The 17,528-nt window shown below is 55.9% G+C and carries 13 protein-coding genes and 1 tRNA gene; 12 read left to right on the forward strand and 2 right to left on the reverse strand.

Annotated features, from left to right (window positions below; all coding sequences use genetic code 11):
- Position 1: 1 nt before the first annotated feature.
- From WG938_RS04090 to WG938_RS04110, 5 genes are all read left to right on the forward strand, one after another.
- Complete coding sequence (locus tag WG938_RS04090) at positions 2-2,683, forward strand: AAA family ATPase (RefSeq protein WP_339977829.1); 2,682 nt, start codon at positions 2-4, stop codon at positions 2,681-2,683.
- 10 nt (positions 2,684-2,693) lie between these two features.
- Positions 2,694-3,236 carry a MarR family winged helix-turn-helix transcriptional regulator gene (locus WG938_RS04095; protein ID WP_339977831.1) on the forward strand — a complete coding sequence of 181 codons (543 nt, stop codon included), beginning with the start codon at positions 2,694-2,696 and terminating at the stop codon, positions 3,234-3,236.
- 51 nt (positions 3,237-3,287) lie between these two features.
- Positions 3,288-3,827 carry a MarR family winged helix-turn-helix transcriptional regulator gene (locus tag WG938_RS04100; RefSeq protein WP_339977833.1) on the forward strand — a complete coding sequence of 180 codons (540 nt, stop codon included), beginning with the start codon at positions 3,288-3,290 and terminating at the stop codon, positions 3,825-3,827.
- A 91-nt stretch (positions 3,828-3,918) separates the two neighbouring features.
- On the forward strand, positions 3,919-4,170 hold the full coding sequence (locus WG938_RS04105; protein ID WP_339977835.1) for a PspC domain-containing protein: 252 nt from the start codon (positions 3,919-3,921) through the stop codon (positions 4,168-4,170).
- A gap of 144 nt (positions 4,171-4,314) precedes the next feature.
- A tRNA-Arg gene (locus WG938_RS04110) sits at positions 4,315-4,387 on the forward strand.
- Between the two features lie 169 nt (positions 4,388-4,556).
- Here the strand turns inward: WG938_RS04110 and WG938_RS04115 are convergent.
- The gene (locus tag WG938_RS04115) at positions 4,557-5,486 is read right to left on the reverse strand and encodes an alpha/beta hydrolase (RefSeq protein WP_339977837.1); all 930 of its coding nucleotides are present in this window, start codon (positions 5,484-5,486) and stop codon (positions 4,557-4,559) included.
- Between the two features lie 276 nt (positions 5,487-5,762).
- On the opposite strand from WG938_RS04115, the gene argS reads away from it, so the two are divergent.
- The 4 genes from argS to thrB all read left to right on the forward strand — a co-directional run bounded on the left by argS (position 5,763) and on the right by thrB (position 11,151).
- Positions 5,763-7,427 carry an arginine--tRNA ligase gene (argS, locus tag WG938_RS04120; RefSeq protein ID WP_339977839.1) on the forward strand — a complete coding sequence of 555 codons (1,665 nt, stop codon included), beginning with the start codon at positions 5,763-5,765 and terminating at the stop codon, positions 7,425-7,427.
- Between the two features lie 61 nt (positions 7,428-7,488).
- Entirely contained in the window at positions 7,489-8,886 is a 1,398-nt protein-coding gene (gene lysA / locus WG938_RS04125) for a diaminopimelate decarboxylase (protein ID WP_339977841.1), read from the forward strand.
- Position 8,887: 1 nt separating this feature from the next.
- A complete protein-coding gene (locus WG938_RS04130) occupies positions 8,888-10,222 on the forward strand; it encodes a homoserine dehydrogenase (RefSeq protein WP_339977843.1) in 1,335 nt (444 codons plus the stop codon).
- A 2-nt stretch (positions 10,223-10,224) separates the two neighbouring features.
- A complete protein-coding gene (gene thrB / locus WG938_RS04135; RefSeq protein ID WP_339977845.1) occupies positions 10,225-11,151 on the forward strand; it encodes a homoserine kinase in 927 nt (308 codons plus the stop codon).
- 67 nt (positions 11,152-11,218) lie between these two features.
- Here thrB and WG938_RS04140 read toward each other — a convergent pair whose 3' ends face one another.
- Entirely contained in the window at positions 11,219-12,937 is a 1,719-nt protein-coding gene (locus tag WG938_RS04140) for a long-chain fatty-acid--CoA ligase (protein ID WP_339977847.1), read from the reverse strand.
- A gap of 331 nt (positions 12,938-13,268) precedes the next feature.
- Between WG938_RS04140 and rho the strand changes: the two genes are divergently transcribed.
- From rho to prmC, 3 genes are all read left to right on the forward strand, one after another.
- Positions 13,269-15,395 (forward strand): transcription termination factor Rho, encoded by a 2,127-nt coding sequence (gene rho, locus WG938_RS04145; RefSeq protein ID WP_339977849.1) that lies wholly within the window; start codon positions 13,269-13,271, stop codon positions 15,393-15,395.
- A gap of 68 nt (positions 15,396-15,463) precedes the next feature.
- Positions 15,464-16,537 (forward strand): peptide chain release factor 1, encoded by a 1,074-nt coding sequence (prfA, locus tag WG938_RS04150; RefSeq protein WP_339977851.1) that lies wholly within the window; start codon positions 15,464-15,466, stop codon positions 16,535-16,537.
- Positions 16,503-17,477 carry a peptide chain release factor N(5)-glutamine methyltransferase gene (gene prmC / locus WG938_RS04155; RefSeq protein ID WP_339977853.1) on the forward strand — a complete coding sequence of 325 codons (975 nt, stop codon included), beginning with the start codon at positions 16,503-16,505 and terminating at the stop codon, positions 17,475-17,477. The genes prfA and prmC overlap by 35 nt, the downstream gene beginning before the upstream one ends.
- Positions 17,478-17,528 lie beyond the last annotated feature (51 nt).

Consider the following 17,528-nt stretch of genomic DNA (forward strand, 5'->3'; position numbering starts at 1 on the left):
AATGAAACTACATTCCATCAAATTGTCATCTGTTCGCGGAATCGAGCAGCTGCACTTCGCCGATCTCCCAGACACCGGGGTAATTGTCATTTCCGGCGAAAACGAAGCTGGAAAATCCACGATTGCCGATGCGGTATATGCCGCGTTGAAGTTCCCATCGCGTTCGCAGGCTCGGGAAGTTAAAAGCCTAAGGCCTGCATTGAACGACAAAGCCCCTGTTGTGGAGTTAGACATGACGCTGGGAGACTCCAGGTTTGTCGTGCGAAAGGTGTTCGCGGGTGGCACTAAGAGTTCCGAGACAACGATTCGTGTGATTAGCCCAGCTCCTCAGAATTTTACTGGCCACGATGCCGAGTCCTGGCTCAAGAATCTGTTGGAAACAGAAGGCACTCAGCATTTGTGGGATGTGTTCGTCGCAAAGCAAGGCCAGGCACAAACGGTGCTGTCAATGGGTGCGCATGCGCCAATCACCAATGCGCTGCAGGAGGCATCCGGTGGGCGAATCGAGACGAAGTCAGAGCAAACCACCATCGAGGCAGTACACGCTGAGTACCTGAAGTACTACTCAGCTAAAGGCAGAGAAGCCACAGCTTTGACGAAACCGAAGGCTGCGCTGGAAGAAGCCAAACAGCGAGTCGAAGATGCCACTGTTGCCGCTGCTGCCATCAACGACAAAGTCCAAGAAGCAGCTGAAATCGATGAACGACAAGGAGATTTTGCGGAGAAGTTGCCGGAGGCAGAGCGCGAGGTAGAGCATTGGCAAGCAGCGGTGGATGAGCTCAAAGAGTTTATCCAGGTTGAAGAGACCGCGAAAAACCACTTTAAGCTCGCCAACTCGAACGCTGAGGCGGCTAAGAGTGCCCATGAACAGCGCGTCTCACTGAAGGATCAGGTCGCTGCTGCAGAGAAGGAAGCGCAGGAAGCGCAGCAGGAAGTGGAGCAATTGACCGAGGAAGTCAGCGCAGAGCAGCGTCACATCGACGAAGCCACTGCTGCAGTCGAATCCGCCAAGACCGCGTCTGATCGTGCGACTCTCATCCGACGCATTCTTCAATGCGAGGTCAAGCGTTTTGAAACCACTGCGAGCATCCACGACCTCGTCACATCGCTGGCCCGTGTGCACAAACTTGACGACGTCGTGAGGCAGGCGCACACCCGTTTGGCGGCGCTCACGGTGACAGAAGAGGACATCACGCGCGTTCGACAGGCACACACGGTGTGGCAGTCGGCCGTTGGTATTCTGGAGACAAACAGCCCGCAGGTAGCACTCACTGCGACTTCTCCGACCACCGTGCGTATCGATGGTGTGCCACAGGACGTGACGGGCGAAGTGCTCGAGAAGGCAGTGAGCACTGACACGGAAATTGTGGTGGGCGATGTCACCCTCACTGTTTCCCCTGGTATGAGCTTGTCCGACGCTCAGTCTGGTGTCGAAGATGCTCGAGCCACGCTTGACCGGCTCCTGAGTGAACTCGGAGCAACGGACCTCAACGATGCGGAGGATAAGGCCAAGGAACGTCGGGAAGCAGTGGTGGCCCAAAAGAGCGCCGAAGACGTACTCAACGGTGAACTGCGCGGACAATCTGTGGAGGATATGAAAGCGCGAAAGGCTGAACTCGACGGTCAGCTCGCGAGACTGAATGCTGATCGAAAGTTCCTGGCCGAGCAATGGGCAGAGCTGTGCCCGGATGAGCCGGAACCCGACTCCACCGGCACGCTTCACGATGTTCGCGCTGCAGCTGATGAGTCTGAAGAAATCGAGGTGGAGGCCGTCGCGAAGTTCCAAGAAGCGAATGCGACAGCGCGTGGAGTATCGACGCGCCCGAAGCTGACGAAACAGCACATCGCTGTCGCACAAGCGCAGGCTAAGGCAGACACAGCGAAGCAACTTGCCGAACAATTGACCGAAGCGCGTGAAAAAGCGAGTGATTCGGACGTAACTGGGGAATATCTGCAGGCAAAGTCAGCTGCGGAAGCGGCAGCTCAGGCGCTGGCAGAAGCGGAGAAGAAGCGCAAAGATCTTGATACCGACGATGCAGCAATGTCGCTTGATGGCGCGCGGCAGAATCTCAAGAACCTCAAAGCTGATCAGAGTCGAGACGCTCAGCGTCGATTCGTCATCACAGGTGAACTCAATGCGGCAGCCGGCACATTTGAAGAGTTAGATGCTGCTGAAGGAGAATTGCAGCGTGCTCAGCGCGCGTACGATGCAGTGACGCGTCGCGCGCGTGCCGCCAAGCTCTTGTATGAAACGTTGTTGTCGGCGCGCAGGGATACCCGTGAAAAAATCAGCGAACCACTGACAAACAAACTGAAGGAATACGGGAGGGATCTTTTCGGCCACGATGTCAGCTACGAATTGACCGATGATTTGGCTATCCAATCGCGAACGACCCCACATGGGACCTTCGAGTTCAGTGAGCTGTCTGGCGGCGCGAAAGAGCAGATCGATATTCTGCTGCGTCTCGCAGCAGCCGGTTTGATGGACGGGAATGCGGGTGCACCGGTCATTATTGATGATTCACTTGGGTACTCCGACCCAGCTCGACTCCGCAAAATGAACAATGCGTTGGCAAGGGCCGGCCACGATTCACAGGTCATTGTTCTGACATGTTTCCCAGAGCGTTTCTCACGTGTCAGCGGGAGCCACCAAGTAAACATGAACGAAATCATGATGGGGTAAACTCACCGCCATGCGGGAGCACCAAATGGACGAAGTTGTTGATAGCACCAAATTAGCTGGCGAGGCTGACGCGAATTCGCCAGCTGTGCCGTGGCTAACTGAGCATGAGCAGATGTTTTGGCGCGCAGTCCTGGACGCTCACCGTGCCGTGGAACGCTTGATCGACACCCAGCTGTTGGTTAGTTCAGATATTTCGAACGCGGACTTTTCCGTGTTGGTTGTCTTGTCTGAATCTGACAAACAGACAATGCGGATGCGTGAGCTGTGCGAGGACTTGGATTGGGATCGAAGTCGCATGTCTCATCAAATTACTCGCATGGAACGTCGTGGCCTCGTGGAGAAAATTCGCTGCGAGAAGGATAACCGTGGCATCGATGTGCATTTGACAGAACATGGTCGCGAGCTCATTGAACGCGCAGCTCCTGGGCATGTGCGTGCAGTGCGCAAGGTTCTTTTTGATACCTTGCACGATATTGATTTGGATGCCGCGATGGCGCGGTACAACGCCGTTGCTGAAGCCGCTCACAAGCTGCAGGCAGAGCTTCGCCCATAGGTTTCGTGTTTTTGCTTCGGGCATTCGTTTTGCGCATTAGCGTATGAATGCATGACAACGGATGACCGATTTGATGCCCAGCTCGACCACGTCAACGCTGCCAACTTGCAGGATCTTACCGACGACGTCGAGTGGCTGACCAGTGAAGAACAGCACTTTTGGCAGCTAATCGTGTCCACGTTCCGCAGCGTGGAGCGAAAGATTGAATTGAGGCTGCGCGACAAAGCCGGATTGTCGTTTGCCGATTTCACGGTGCTCATTGCACTAAACGAAACGACGGAAGGCATCATGCATGTCGACCAGTTGTGCGAGCGATTGACATGGAATCACTCGCGTGCGCGGTTACATGTCAATCGCATGGAGAAGCGTGGCGCAATCAGCGTAGAAGAAGTCGGAGTAGATCCCGATGCTGATTACACCATTGTGCTAACCGGAGTAGGTCGACACCTGCTTGTTGAATTCGCCCCAGATTACGTCGATACCGTACGGTCAGAAGTCTTTCGGCCGGTAACGAGCACCGATGTTTCCAACGTCACTGCCTGCTTTAACCGCATTATGGAGAATGCGCGGGCAGAAGATGCCTTGGGTTAGTGCTGCACTCTGAACAGCTACGTGTTCACTCTCACCCTTCGGCTGCTCGAAAAAACAGGTGACGCGAGCAGAAGAACGGTACAAAGGAGGTATGGATAACCCACAGCAAAATGGACTATTCAATTCCGAGCAGATTTCTCAGGGGATCGATAAGGCAGTAGGTAGGCCCGTCCGCCGTAGCCACTCCAACCGTATGGTTGCTGGTGTCTGTGGTGGCTTTGCCGACGCAACGGGTTTCGATGTCACAGCAATGCGCGTAATCATGGCTGTGCTGGGTATTGCAGCGACACCGGTGGCATTGGTGTTGTACTTGGCTGCATGGCTGTTTGTGCCTAGTCAGTAACCACATCAAACTGTAGCGACGACGGTGCGGAAACACGGGCGGAGTACCTATTTCTAACCGAGCGTAGGGCAGTGGTAGTATTTTCCACTGTTACGCTCACTGCGTTGGACTGGCATCGCCGGTAGTGCAGTGCGTTGTGCGGAGGCCTCCGTAGCTCAGTGGATAGAGCACCGGTTTCCGGTACCGAAGGTCGGAGGTTCGACTCCTCTCGGGGGCACTCAAGACAAAACCTCAGGTCAGCAATGGCCTGGGGTTTCGTTGTTTCTACTTTTTTCGCAGTTCGAGGTTAATTGCCTAAACCCAATTTAGGCAGTGGAAACGCAACTTCTAGGCAAAGCACCTCAGCTATTCATTTCTGGCTCAGAATTCGTTGTTGTTTCAGCAGACTATTCAGTTAGCGGTACAACGCTATTCAAGAATTCAAGTTGCTCCGCGATGATCTGCTTAAACTTAGGGTCGACGTATGGGTCAAAGTGACCACCGTTGTGTAAGCGAACTGTGGCATTCGGAATCTTGAGTGCAGCCTTTACAGCAGCAATTGCCGGCGTGACAGCATCTCCAGTCATAATTTGCACCAAACTCGGGCATGAGATTCGATGGGCTGTACGGCCTGGCGAGTAGAAACCGATTCGAGCTAGGACGCGTGCTGCAACTGTTTCTGGGTAGTCCCCAGGTTTCACACCACTTGCTTCAATGAGTCGGTCTTTACCACTCATTGCATCGGGAGAGCTCATGACCGCGACGTCGCCAGGATTGCCAACAGAATCAATGTATCGAGGTTCTTTTCCTAGCAGTCCTCTCAACAAATCAATCGCTGCTGACGGGGCTACTCGCAAAGAGCTTTTCAAACCTGTTGCTCGCACGGCAGCTGGGCCACTTACATGAGGAACCTGGGTGACGATGGCTGCGAAGTCTTCTCCCCGGCCAGCCAATGTGAGCACATGTCCACCAGCAAACGAAGTTCCCCAACCGACGATTCGTTGTGAATCCACGCCTTCTAGCGTGCGGGTAAAGGCAACTGCTCTACGCCAATCTTCTAGTTGTTTGTTGATGTCCAGCAATTGGCGTGGTTGACCCTGGCTTTCGCCGAAATAGCGGTAGTCGAAAACGACCACGATGTATCCGGCTTGCGCGAACTCTTCCGCGTATCGGTAAAGGCCAAGAGCTCGGGGAGTGCCGAATCCGTGCCCCATCACAATCGCGGGTGAATTCTTCCGGTCCGTAAACGGTCGGTAAACTGCTGCGGCACAAAGCAAGCCTTCTGATTCAAACCAATCGTCTGAACGAGTGTATTTGTTGCTTGACAAAGTAGTCATGGGAGTCTTCCTTCCAACTGACTATTAATAGAGAAACTATTGTTAAATCTAGCCATACAGTCGGTTGTTCTCACGAAGTCGGTGAATTTCCCGAATGTGCACGTGAGGCAGCTAGATGGATGTACGGCTATTGCAATACCTGGTGTTCCAGTCTGGGATCGATGCCGAAATGGATGCTTCGCATCTATGACGAAGTTGGGGATGACGGGGGCTAAAGAGCACTACACGGGAGCCGATATCGAAGAATTAGGTTGCAACAACATAGGATAGGTAACCGTGACTCCAGCAGATCTAGCCGTAATTGTTCGTGAAGCAACTATCGAGGTCCTTTCCGCCCAGGACAAGGACACTTCACTGGTCCCTGATTCCCTGACCGTCGAGCGCCCTCGTAACCCCGAGCATGGCGACTATGCCACCAACGTTGCTCTGCAGCTTGGCAAGCGCGTCGGCATGGTTCCGCGTGAACTTGCGCAAGGTATCGCCGACAATTTGTCTGCCCGCGACGGGATTGCTGAATGCTCCATTGCCGGGCCAGGCTTCATTAACATCCGTCTGGCTGCTGATGCTCAAGGCAAGATCGTCTCTGAGGTACTCCAAGCGGGCGACGCATGGGGCAGTGGCGATGACTTCGCGGACAAGATGGTGAACCTCGAGTTCGTTTCGGCAAACCCTACTGGCCCAATCCACCTTGGTGGTACCCGCTGGGCGGCTGTTGGTGATGCTCTCGGTCGAATTCTCACCGCTCGTGGCGCACAGGTCACTCGTGAGTACTACTTCAACGACCACGGTCGCCAGATTGACCGCTTCGCAATGTCGCTTGTTGCTGCAGCACGCAACGAGCCAACGCCAGAAGACGGTTACGGTGGCGCTTACATTAACGAGATTGCAGCGAACGTTCTGTCCAAGAAGCCGGATGCTCTCGACGGCACCGAGGCTGAGGTTCAGGAAAAATTCCGCGCGATTGGTGTTGAACTCATGTTCAGTCACATCAAGGAATCACTCCACGAGTTCGGCACCGACTTCGACGTCTTCTTCCACGAAAACTCCTTGTTCGAGTCGGGCGCTGTGGAGGCAGCCGTCGCCAAGCTAAAGTCCGACGGCAAGCTGTACGAAAACGATGGCGCATGGTGGCTGAAGTCGACGGATTACGGCGATGACAAGGATCGTGTGGTTATCAAGTCTGATGGCGACGCGGCGTACATTGCAGGTGATATTGCGTATGTGAAGGACAAGTTCGACCGTGGCCACAACCTGTGCATTTACATGTTGGGTGCTGATCACCATGGCTACATCGCGCGTCTGAAGGCTGCTGCAGCAGCGCTGGGATACGACGCTGATGGTGTTGAAGTCATGATCGGTCAGATGGTGAACCTGGTGCGCGACGGCAAGGCTGTTCGTATGTCCAAGCGTGCGGGCACCGTGATTACTCTCGACGACCTGGTAGAGGCAATCGGCATTGATGGAGCGCGATACTCGATGATCCGGTCGTCGGTGGACTCCTCGCTGGACATTGACTTGGAGCTGTGGGCATCGCAGTCTAGCGATAATCCGGTGTATTACGTCCAGTACGGACATGCCCGCCTGAGCTCCATTGCCCGGCGCGCAGCGGAAGCCGGCATTTCCAGCCAGGAAGCAGACTTTGGCCTGCTGGTGCATGAGCGCGAAGGTGACTTGATCCGCACCATCGGTGAATTCCCAGCAACGGTCAAGGAAGCTGCGCAGTTCCGCGAGCCTCACCGTATTGCTCGCTACGCCGAGCACCTGGCCAGTGTCTTCCACAAGTTCTACGACTCCTGCCAGATTCTGCCGAAGGCTGGTGCCGAGGAAACTCGCGAAGATGCTGCGCTTCACGCAGCTCGTCTGGGACTTGCTGAAGCAACCCGTCAGACTCTTGCAAACGCACTGCACTTGCTGGGAGTTAGCGCACCGGAACGCATGTAAGCGTCAATCCGAAACCGCAACCATTTTTCCTGTTTCTCTAACAGAAAGTTGACCGACCGCCATGGCAATTTTGGGTAACGGATTCGAGCCAGGTGGCTTCATCCAACCTGACACGTCGGACTTCAACGGCCTGCCTGCAAACGTATGGCCAAAGAATGCTCGACGCACGGAGACTGGCGACATTGAAATCGCTGGTCGCACCCTGGCTTCGCTCGCCGAGGAATTCGGCACGCCACTTTTCGTCATGGACGAGGACGATTTCCGTTCCCGCTGTCAGGCAATGGCCGATGCTTTCGGGGGTGCCGAGAACGTCCACTACGCATCCAAGGCGTTCCTTTCCAAGACCATCGCGAAGTGGGTCCACGAAGAGGGCCTTCACCTCGATGTAGCGTCCTGGGGCGAGATGTCCGTGGCGCTGGCTGCTGACTTCCCAGCCGAAGACATGACCTTCCACGGCAACAACAAGTCAGTTGCTGAGCTTCACGACGCCATGTCCGCAGGCATCGGTCGCATCGTTGTGGACAGCAACACCGAGTTGACCCGCATCAGCAAGGTCGCTGCAGAGCTTGGCCGCGTGCAGGATGTATTCATTCGCGTGAAGCCAGGTGTGGAAGCACACACTCATGAATTCATCGCGACTGCGCACGAAGACCAGAAGTTTGGTTTTTCCATCGCCTCAGGCAGTGCGCTTGCTGCTGCGTCTCGTGCCGAAGAAGACGAGCATGTCCGTCTTGTTGGCCTGCATTGCCACATCGGTTCCCAGATCGTCGACGCTGATGGCTTCATTGTGGCGGCGGAACGTGTACTGGGAGTCGTCGAAAAGCTGGTGGACAAGTACGGCACCGAAATTGCCGAGCATTTCAACATCCTTGACCTCGGTGGCGGATTCGGAATCGCGTACACGGCAGGAGAGCAGGCGTTGAACGTGGCTCCACTTGCCGACGAAATCCTCGGCGCGGTGGGCAATATGGCGCGAAAGATTGGTATTCCAACGCCGACGGTCGCAGTAGAACCTGGGCGTGCCATTGTTGGTCCATCAATGGTGACGGTGTACGAAGTTGGCACCATCAAGGACGTCCATGTTGACGATGCGCAGACGCGCCGATACGTTGCAGTTGACGGGGGCATGAGCGATAACATTCGCCCAGCTCTGTACGGCTCTGAATATGATGGACGTATTGTCAATCGGATGGTGGCCGGCGATCGAGTGCCAACTCGTGTCGTCGGCAAGCACTGTGAATCTGGAGATATCTTGATTCGCGATGCTCACTATCCAGACGGTATTGAAGAGGGAGACCTCTTCGCTATTGCTGCTACCGGCGCGTATTGCTACGCAATGGCTAGTCGCTACAACATGCTGTCGCGTCCGCCAGTAGTGGCGGTACGTGATGGTGAAGCCCGCGCTATCCTGCGCCGGGAAACCTTAAATGATCTACTCAGCCTGGAGTGTGACAATTAATATGACTGCCACCAGCTACAACCCCGGAATGGGCGAAGGACACCCTGTTGGTGTCGCAATTTTGGGATTGGGCACCGTCGGTACTGAGGTACTGCGCTTGCTCCGAGAGAAGGCTGAGGATTTCGAACGCCGTATCGGCGGTCCCGTCGAGATCCGTGGTGTCGCTGTACGCGACAAGTCCAAGCCACGCCCAGGCGTCGAGCCTGAGCTATTGACGGATGATGCCTACGCTCTGGTAGAGCGTGACGACGTCGACATTGTCGTCGAGGTCATTGGTGGCATTGATTACCCACGTCAGGTTGTTCTCGCGGCGTTGCGTGCGGGCAAGTCTGTTGTTACTGCGAATAAGGCACTTGTTGCTGCTCACGGTGCTGAGCTGTCGGACGCTGCTGATTCTTCTGGCGTCGACCTCTTCTTCGAGGCTGCGGTTGCAGCAGCAATCCCAGTTGTTGGTCCGTTGCGTCGTTCCTTGGCTGGTGACACCGTCAACAAGGTCATTGGCATCGTTAACGGCACCACGAACTTCATTCTTGATGCAATGGATTCGACGGGCGCTGATTACGACGAGATGCTCGCGGAAGCAACCCGTTTGGGTTACGCCGAAGCCGATCCGACCGCTGACGTAGAAGGCCACGACGCTGCGTCGAAGGCAGCTATTCTTTCGGGTCTCGCTTTCCACACCCGCGTGACCGCAGACGATGTGTACTGCGAAGGCATCTCGAAGATCACGGCTGAGGATATTGAGGCTGCCAAGGCTGCGGACTGCACCATTAAGCTGCTGGCCACGTGCGAACGAGTCGTCAAGGAGGACGGCACGGAGGGCATTTCTACTCGCGTGTACCCAGCGTTGATTCCACGTCGCCATCCGTTGGCAACGGTGCGTGAGTCCTTCAACGCTGTCTTTATTGAGGCTGAAGCTGCAGGTCGCCTGATGTTCTACGGTAATGGTGCTGGCGGTAATCCAACCGCATCCGCTGTGCTGGGTGACCTCGTTGGTGCCGCTCGCAACAAGGTGTTCGGCGGTCGCGCACCAGGTGATTCCACCTACGCAAACCTGCCAATTTTGGATTTCGGCACGGTGGAAACCCGCTACCACATTGATCTGCATGTCGACGATCGCGTGGGAGTGCTCGCTGATGTCGCTCGCACTTTCGCAGACCACGGCATTTCCTTGCGCACTGTTCGCCAGGAGGGTGGTAACCCAGGTGCACGGCTTGTCATCATTACGCACCGCGCAAAGGAAGCTGAGCTCGAGCGCACCGTAAAGACCTTGAGCGAAATGGATGCAGTTCTCGAGATAAACAGCGTCATCCGCATCGAGGGAATGGACATCTAGACATGGCTCAGGAGCTTTTCCCTGGCCAGAGGGTAAAGGTGACGGTCTGCGGGTCGTCTGCGAACCTCGGGCCGGGTTTCGACACACTTGGTTTGGCGATTGGCCTCCACGACATCGTGGAAGTTGAGGTCACCGAATCTGGTGTCGAAGTTGAGGTACACGGAGAAGGTACCCAGGATTTGCCTCGCAATGAATCACACCTTGTGGTTCGTGCGATTCGCGCTGGTCTACGTGCTGCGGGTGTCGACGCCCCTGGCCTGAAGGTGGTGTGCCACAACACCATTCCGCAGTCGCGTGGTTTGGGTTCTTCTGCAGCAGCGGCAGTTGCTGGTGTGGCGGCGGCTAATGGCCTCAGTGGCTTCGCATTGAGCGACGAGCAGGTCATCCAGGAAGCATCCGTATTTGAGGGGCATCCAGATAACGCTGCTGCGTCTGTCCTTGGCGGGGCAGTGGTGAGCTGGACAGACAAGCCTGTCGATGGGCGAACTGCGCCTCAGTATCATGCTGTTGGTTTGAAGGTTCACCCTGATATCAAGGCAACGGCAATTGTGCCAAGCTTCCACGCATCAACCAATGCTGTTCGTCAGGTTCTGCCTAGCGACGTCAGCCATGTCGACGCCCGCTTCAACGTATCCCGCGTTGCCGTGATGACCACCGCATTGACGGAACATCCAGAGCTGCTGTGGGAAGGCACTCGCGATCGTTTGCACCAGACGTACCGTGCGGAAGTACTTCCGGTCACGGCAGAGTGGGTTAACCGACTGCGTAACCGTGGCTATGCCGCGTTCTTGTCTGGAGCCGGACCAACGTGCATGGTGCTGTCGACTGAGTCGATTCCAGAGAAGGTTCTGGACGAAGCCCGCGAGGCAGGCATGCGGGTTCTGGAACTGCCTATCGGCGGTCCAGTGAAGGTAGAAGTCGAGCGCTAAGCGTGGTTTCGGCGGTAACGAGGCTGTACTAGTGCGCAATGTCAGCGCTAGTACAGCCTTCTTCTGTCTACTTTTCGCCAGGGCCCTTCAGCTTAATGACATCAAGTTCGCCCTTACGTAGGTGTTCGCGCAGATCCTTCTTGTCGAACTTGTCCACGGAGGTTTTGTCGATGTGATCGACAAAAGCCCAGTATTCAGGCAACATCCACTTTGGTAGCTTGGCGCGCAAATGGTCGCGCAGTTCCTCGGCTGTTTCCTTCGTGCGTGGCACCTCTGGGTAGAGCACAGTCACTGCAAGCGGTCGCTCGCCCCACTTCTTGTCCGGCATACCAATGACGGCGCATTCGACGATGCGTGGTGACTCCATGACCAAGTTTTCCAGCTGCGCCGAGTAAATCCATTCGCCACCAGAGCGAATAACATCACGGGCGCGGTCCTGCACATTCAAGAAACCGTCGTGGGTGATAGAGCCGACATCGCCGGTGCGTAACCAGCCATCCTTCGTGAATTTGGAATGCGCGTCCTCGACCTCGTCGCCACGGAAGTAGTGTGCGTAGCCACCTTCTTCTTCCTCCGGGGAGTGGTAGTAGCTGCCGGTGACAGTATTTCCGCGAACTTGCAGCTCACCTTGGTTACGGTCATGCAAATCAAGCGGATTGTCATTCTCGTCGACGATGCGGAATTCCATCATGTCAGGGAAACGCCCCTGACTGATGCGGTAACGCTCGCGTGCCTCACCTGACGCTCCATATGGAGGTCGGGCCACCGTTCCGACTGGAGAGGTTTCTGTCATGCCCCACAGGTGGACGATGTCGACACCGTAGCGCTCTTCCCACATTCGAATAAGCGCTGGAGGGACAGGTGAGCCACCGACGAAAATGTCTTGGAGACTCATTCGTTTTGGTGGATTGTTTAAGTAGTGGACCATAAGAGAGATCCACAACGTCGGAACACCCTGGGCCATTCGTGGCATTGAGGTTTCGATGATTTCTGCGAGCCGAGGAGCGGACAAATCCGGACCGGGGAAGATCAACGCCGCGCCACACGCAAATGCGGCGAGCGGAACACCCCAGCTCAGGACGTGATAAATAGGCACACAACACAGCCACGGCACACCATGGGAGATTGCAAACGAATCTGTTGTCCGCAAATTCAAGCTGTGCAAGAACAGCGAACGATGGCTGTACACCACTCCCTTCGGCGCCCCCTCGGTGCCGGTGGAGTAACACATAGCCGCCCCATCAGTTTCATTCACCGTGGGCCAGTCGTAGTGGGACGGGCGACCGTCGAGAAGCGCTTCGTAAGAATACGTAGAAACGCTCTCTGGGAACTCGCCCTTGATCTGTGACAGCGGGGTAGTGCCGGTGAAAATGACTGCCCGCACATTAGGGCACTTCGGCAGTATGCGTTCGAGTAAAGAGCCGAGGGAAGGGTCGGCGATCAGCACTTCGTCATCCGCATGATTGATGATGTGCACGATCTGATCCGGCATCAGCTGCTTATTCAGCGGCTGGAACACGGCACCCATCGCTGCGACACCAAGGAAGACTTCGAGGTGCTCGGCACAGTTGTACATGAGCGTGCCGACGCGCTGATCAGCATCAATGCCGAAATCATCATGCAATACGTGAGCGAGAGCCGACGCGCGTGCAGCAATAGCTGCAAATGTAGTGGTCTCTGCTCCATCTGGGCCCCACGATGTCACTGTGGTGCTGCCGTGAATGTTGCGACCGTATTCCAGAATCCTGGCTACGGAAAGCGGGATCTCCTGCATGGTGCTGCGCATGCTTATCAACACTACCGACGCGCCGTAAAAACGCCCGTGTTGCTGTATAGGCGTGTGGGAGATTAATCTGGAGACCAAGGTTGTCGCTGTACTTTGACCTAAGTGTTTACCGTTGGCCACGCGCCGGGTACGGGAACAACTTACTCGTGGGCCTTGCAAGCACTGCTTCCCACTGATTCTTGGTCTAATGCGGCACCACGTGCAACCCCCACAATTTCTTTGGATGTTCTCCACTTTTCCCCAGCTTTCTATGCGGGTAGTGGAATCTGTTGGCATTTTGCTTGTCAACGAACATGGCCGTTAGTGGGGGATCAATAACGAAAGGAATTCCGTGACCGATACGGACACCACCGCTTCTGAGCACAATGGCCAGGAGAACTTGACTGCCCTACGTATGCCTGAATTGCGTGCGATTGCTGTGCAGAAGGGCATTCGCGGTGTTTCTGCGATGCGTAAGCATGAGTTGATCGCTGCAATTCAGGGTGCGCCATCTGGCGGGGCGGATGCTCCTCGCGGAGGTCGTCGTAAAGCGACGCGTAGCGCTGGCACCCCTGAAGAGTCAGTAGCTCCCGCAAAGGACGACAAGCCTGCTCAGGTCGCAGATGATTCGAAGTCTGTCGACTCGAAGTCGGACGACAATAATGCTGGCGCAGCTGAATCTGGAAACGAATCAAAGAATGATTCGAAGAATGATGACCAACTGTCGCGGTCGCAGCAGCGTCGTCAGCGTCGCAATCGTCAGCGTCAGCGCGATACGGATCAGCGTGACGACGATCAGCAGGGCAGTGCCACCCGTGGTGATGACCAGCGCGGTAATGAAGAGCGTGGCGGTGAAGAGCGCGCTAATGACCAGCGTGGCGACTCGCACGAAGGCGAGAATCGTCAAGGTGATCACGATGACAGCCGCGATAATGCTTCTGCTTCAGAGAACAACGATGATTCGTCCCAGCAGAATGAAAATCGTCGCGAACGTGGTGGTCGCAATAACCGTGGTCGCAACCGCAATGATCGTGGTGAACGCAACGACCGCGGACACAACGACCGCGGACACAACGATCGTGGTGAACGCGGAAATAACGACCGCAACGACCGCAACGACGACAGCGACGATGACAATCGCAACCGTCGCGGACGCAATAACAACAATCGCAACAACCGCGGTGATCGCAATGATGACGACAATCGTCGGGGCGGTCGCAACCGTCGCAATCGTCGTGACCGTCGAGGCCGCGACGGCAACCGGAGTGGTCAGGACGAAATCCGCGAGGATGATGTTCTGCAGCCAGTGGCCGGCATCGTGGATGTGCTGGAAAATGGCTCCGCATTTGTTCGCACCACTGGCTACCTGCCAGGCAGTACCGATGTGCACGTGTCGCAGCAGATTGTTCGCAAGTTCGGCCTGCGTAAGGGCGATTACATCACCGGTCAGGTCCGGATGCCTCGCGAAAACGGTGCAGGCCAGGTAACTCACGGAAATGGTCGTAACAAGCGCAAGTACAATCCGTTGGTCAAGGTGGATATGGTCAACGGTTTGGAGCCAGAAAAGGCTGCCGAGCGACCAAAGTTCTCCAAGCTGACCCCTCTGTACCCAAACCGTCGTCTGCGTCTCGAAACTGAGCAGAACATTCTGACCACTCGTGTCATCGACCTCATCATGCCTATTGGCAAGGGTCAGCGTGCGTTGATCGTGTCACCACCAAAGGCTGGTAAGACCACGATCCTGCAGAACATTGCCAACGCAATCGCTACGAACAACCCTGAGTGCTACTTGATGGTTGTGCTTGTCGACGAGCGCCCAGAAGAAGTTACCGACATGCAGCGCAGCGTTCGCGGCGAGGTCATTTCTTCGACGTTCGACCGTCCGCCATCAGACCACACGACTGTGGCTGAACTGGCCATCGAGCGTGCAAAGCGTCTCGTCGAGCAGGGACAGGATGTCGTCGTGCTGCTGGACTCGATTACTCGATTGGGCCGTGCGTACAACAACTCGTCGCCAGCGTCGGGACGCATTCTGTCCGGTGGTGTCGACTCGAACGCGCTGTACCCACCGAAGCGATTCCTCGGTGCTGCCCGAAACATCGAAGAGGGCGGTTCGCTGACCATTATCGCTACGGCCATGGTCGAAACTGGTTCTGCCGGCGATACCGTGATCTTCGAAGAATTCAAGGGCACGGGTAACGCAGAGCTGAAGCTGGATCGAAAGATCTCGGAGCGTCGCGTATTCCCAGCTGTGGACGTTAATCCTTCCGGTACTCGAAAGGATGAGCTGCTGCTGGCACCGGAGGAAGCACGCATTCTGCATAAGTTGCGCCGTGTTTTGTCTGCTCTGGATTCACAGGCTGCGATCGATCTGCTGATCAAGCAGCTGAAGAAGACGAAGAATAACTACGAGTTCCTTACTCAGGTAGCAAGCTCTGCGCCAATGGCTGCAGACGTGGATGTGGACGACATGCTCTAGCTGGGGCACACATTTTCCCAGCCAGCATTCATTCACACTCACACCTCTAGAGAGGACAATTATTCGCTATGTCTGACCAAGTCTCTGCAGTAGATGACATCCTGTCCGAATACCACGGACTCGAAGCTCAGCTGTCTGATCCGGACCTGCATAACGACGCAGCACGTGCCCGCAAAGTTGGTAAGCGATTCAACGAACTGCAGCCCATCATCCAGTGCCACAATCGACTCACTGAAGTGAAGGACGACCTCGAAGCCGCTCGTGAGATGGCATACGAAGACTCTGAATTCGCAGCTGAAGCGAAGGCTCTTGAAGTTGAGCTCGAGGAGCTGGAAGAAAAGCTCGCTGACTTGTTGGCTCCACGTGACCCACATGACTCTGATGACATCGTCATGGAGATCAAGTCGGGCGCAGGTGGTGAAGAGGCTGCTTTGTTCGCTGGCGAGCTTGCTCGTATGTACCAGCGTTACGCGGAAAAGCATGGCTTCACCACTGAGGTACTTGGCGTATCCGAGTCCGATCTTGGCGGTGTCAAGGACATGACCATGTCTGTCCGTGCCAAGAACCCTTCGCGCGATGGAGCATGGAGCGTCTTCAAGTTCGAAGGTGGCGTCCACCGCGTGCAGCGCGTTCCTGTGACTGAATCGCAGGGTCGAATCCAGACGTCGGCAGCTGGTGTGCTGGTATACCCAGAGCCAGACGAGATCGAAGACGTCGAAATCGATGACAAGGACATCCGCGTCGATGTGTACCGCTCCTCGGGTAAGGGCGGTCAGGGCGTGAACACGACGGACTCTGCAGTTCGTATTACGCACTTGCCAACTGGCCTTGTCGTAACGTGTCAGAAGGAACGTTCGCAGATTCAGAACCGTGCGCGTGCAATGCAGGTGTTGGCGGCTCGTCTGCAGCAGATGCGTGAAGAGGAAGCTGCAGCGTCCGCGTCGGATGCCCGCAAGTCGCAGGTTCGTACGATGGACCGATCCGAGCGTGTCCGCACCTACAACTTCCCAGAGAACCGCGTGTCGGATCACCGCATCGGTTACAAGGCTCACAACCTCGACACCTTGTTGGGTGGCGACATGGAAGACCTGCTGAAGGCACTCCATGATGCCGAGCGCGCAGAGCGACTGGAAGCTGAGTAAGACAATCAGCACTCTCACAATCGGCGAGCTTCTCGAGGACATTACCTCGAGACTCGCCGCCTCTGGCTGTGCCTCCCCACGCACTGACGCGGAGCAACTCATGTGCCACGTCTCCGGTCGCAGTAGCTTTGACCTGCTTCTTTCCCGACGTGACGTGCTTTCCGACGACGACCCCCTCATTCAGCAGCTTCCTGTATTGGTAGTTCGTCGTGAAGCGAGGGAGCCCCTGCAACACATCCTCGGTACGGCGCCGATGTGTGCGTTAGAGCTCGACGTTGGGCCGGGCGTGTTTATTCCGCGGCCGGAGACTGAACTCCTCGCGGAGTGGGTCGTCGGCGAAGCTCGTCGTATTTCGGCAGCGCAGAAGAAGGCTGCGAGTGGGGCAGAGGGGAGCGTCGGAAAGCTCCGTATCGTGGATTTGTGTACTGGTTCGGGGGCGTTGGCGTTGGCCATCGCTGATGCAGTGCCCGATGCGGAAATCTTCGCAGTGGAGCTTGACGAGCGAGCGTTGGTGTGGACCAAACGCAATCTCGACAAATGCCAGAAGTTGTGGCACGACCGAGGTGAACCCGTCCGGGACATCGAGATTCGGCAGGGAGATGCCACAGACCCCGACGTGTTGGCGGACGTCGCCGGCACGGTCGACATTGTGGTGTCGAATCCGCCATATGTTCCCGATAGCACTGAAGTAAGCCCAGAAGTTCACGCTGATCCCCCGCATGCAGTGTTCGGGGGAAGTGATGGCCTCGACGTCATCAGGCTTATGATGAACGTCGTGCGCGGTCTGCTCCGACGAGGCGGAGTCATAGGCATCGAACATGACGACGACTCCCGCATCGACATTGCCGATGTATTCGGTAACGACGGTGTGTGGGAATCGGTGCTCTGCCATCAAGACTTGGCAGGTCGAGACCGATTCACGACCGCGGTTTATTCTTAACTTGAGCGAAAAGTAATTCTGAAAAATTACACGAAAGGAACGGGCTACGCA

The sequence above is a fragment of the Corynebacterium sp. H113 genome (genome assembly GCF_037572315.1).
GTDB lineage: Bacteria > Actinomycetota > Actinomycetes > Mycobacteriales > Mycobacteriaceae > Corynebacterium.

Excerpts from the sequence above, each read along its gene's own strand:
- WG938_RS04090 (WP_339977829.1), top strand. The coding sequence starts at position 2 with ATGAAACTACATTCCATCAAATTGTCATCTGTTCGCGGAATCGAGCAG.
- WG938_RS04095 (WP_339977831.1), top strand. The coding sequence starts at position 2,694 with ATGCGGGAGCACCAAATGGACGAAGTTGTTGATAGCACCAAATTAGCT.
- WG938_RS04100 (WP_339977833.1), top strand. The coding sequence starts at position 3,288 with ATGACAACGGATGACCGATTTGATGCCCAGCTCGACCACGTCAACGCT.
- WG938_RS04105 (WP_339977835.1), top strand. The coding sequence starts at position 3,919 with ATGGATAACCCACAGCAAAATGGACTATTCAATTCCGAGCAGATTTCT.
- WG938_RS04115 (WP_339977837.1), bottom strand. The coding sequence starts at position 5,486 with ATGACTACTTTGTCAAGCAACAAATACACTCGTTCAGACGATTGGTTT.
- lysA (WP_339977841.1), top strand. The coding sequence starts at position 7,489 with ATGGCAATTTTGGGTAACGGATTCGAGCCAGGTGGCTTCATCCAACCT.
- WG938_RS04130 (WP_339977843.1), top strand. The coding sequence starts at position 8,888 with ATGACTGCCACCAGCTACAACCCCGGAATGGGCGAAGGACACCCTGTT.
- thrB (WP_339977845.1), top strand. The coding sequence starts at position 10,225 with ATGGCTCAGGAGCTTTTCCCTGGCCAGAGGGTAAAGGTGACGGTCTGC.
- WG938_RS04140 (WP_339977847.1), bottom strand. The coding sequence starts at position 12,937 with ATGCGCAGCACCATGCAGGAGATCCCGCTTTCCGTAGCCAGGATTCTG.
- prfA (WP_339977851.1), top strand. The coding sequence starts at position 15,464 with ATGTCTGACCAAGTCTCTGCAGTAGATGACATCCTGTCCGAATACCAC.
- prmC (WP_339977853.1), top strand. The coding sequence starts at position 16,503 with ATGCCGAGCGCGCAGAGCGACTGGAAGCTGAGTAAGACAATCAGCACT.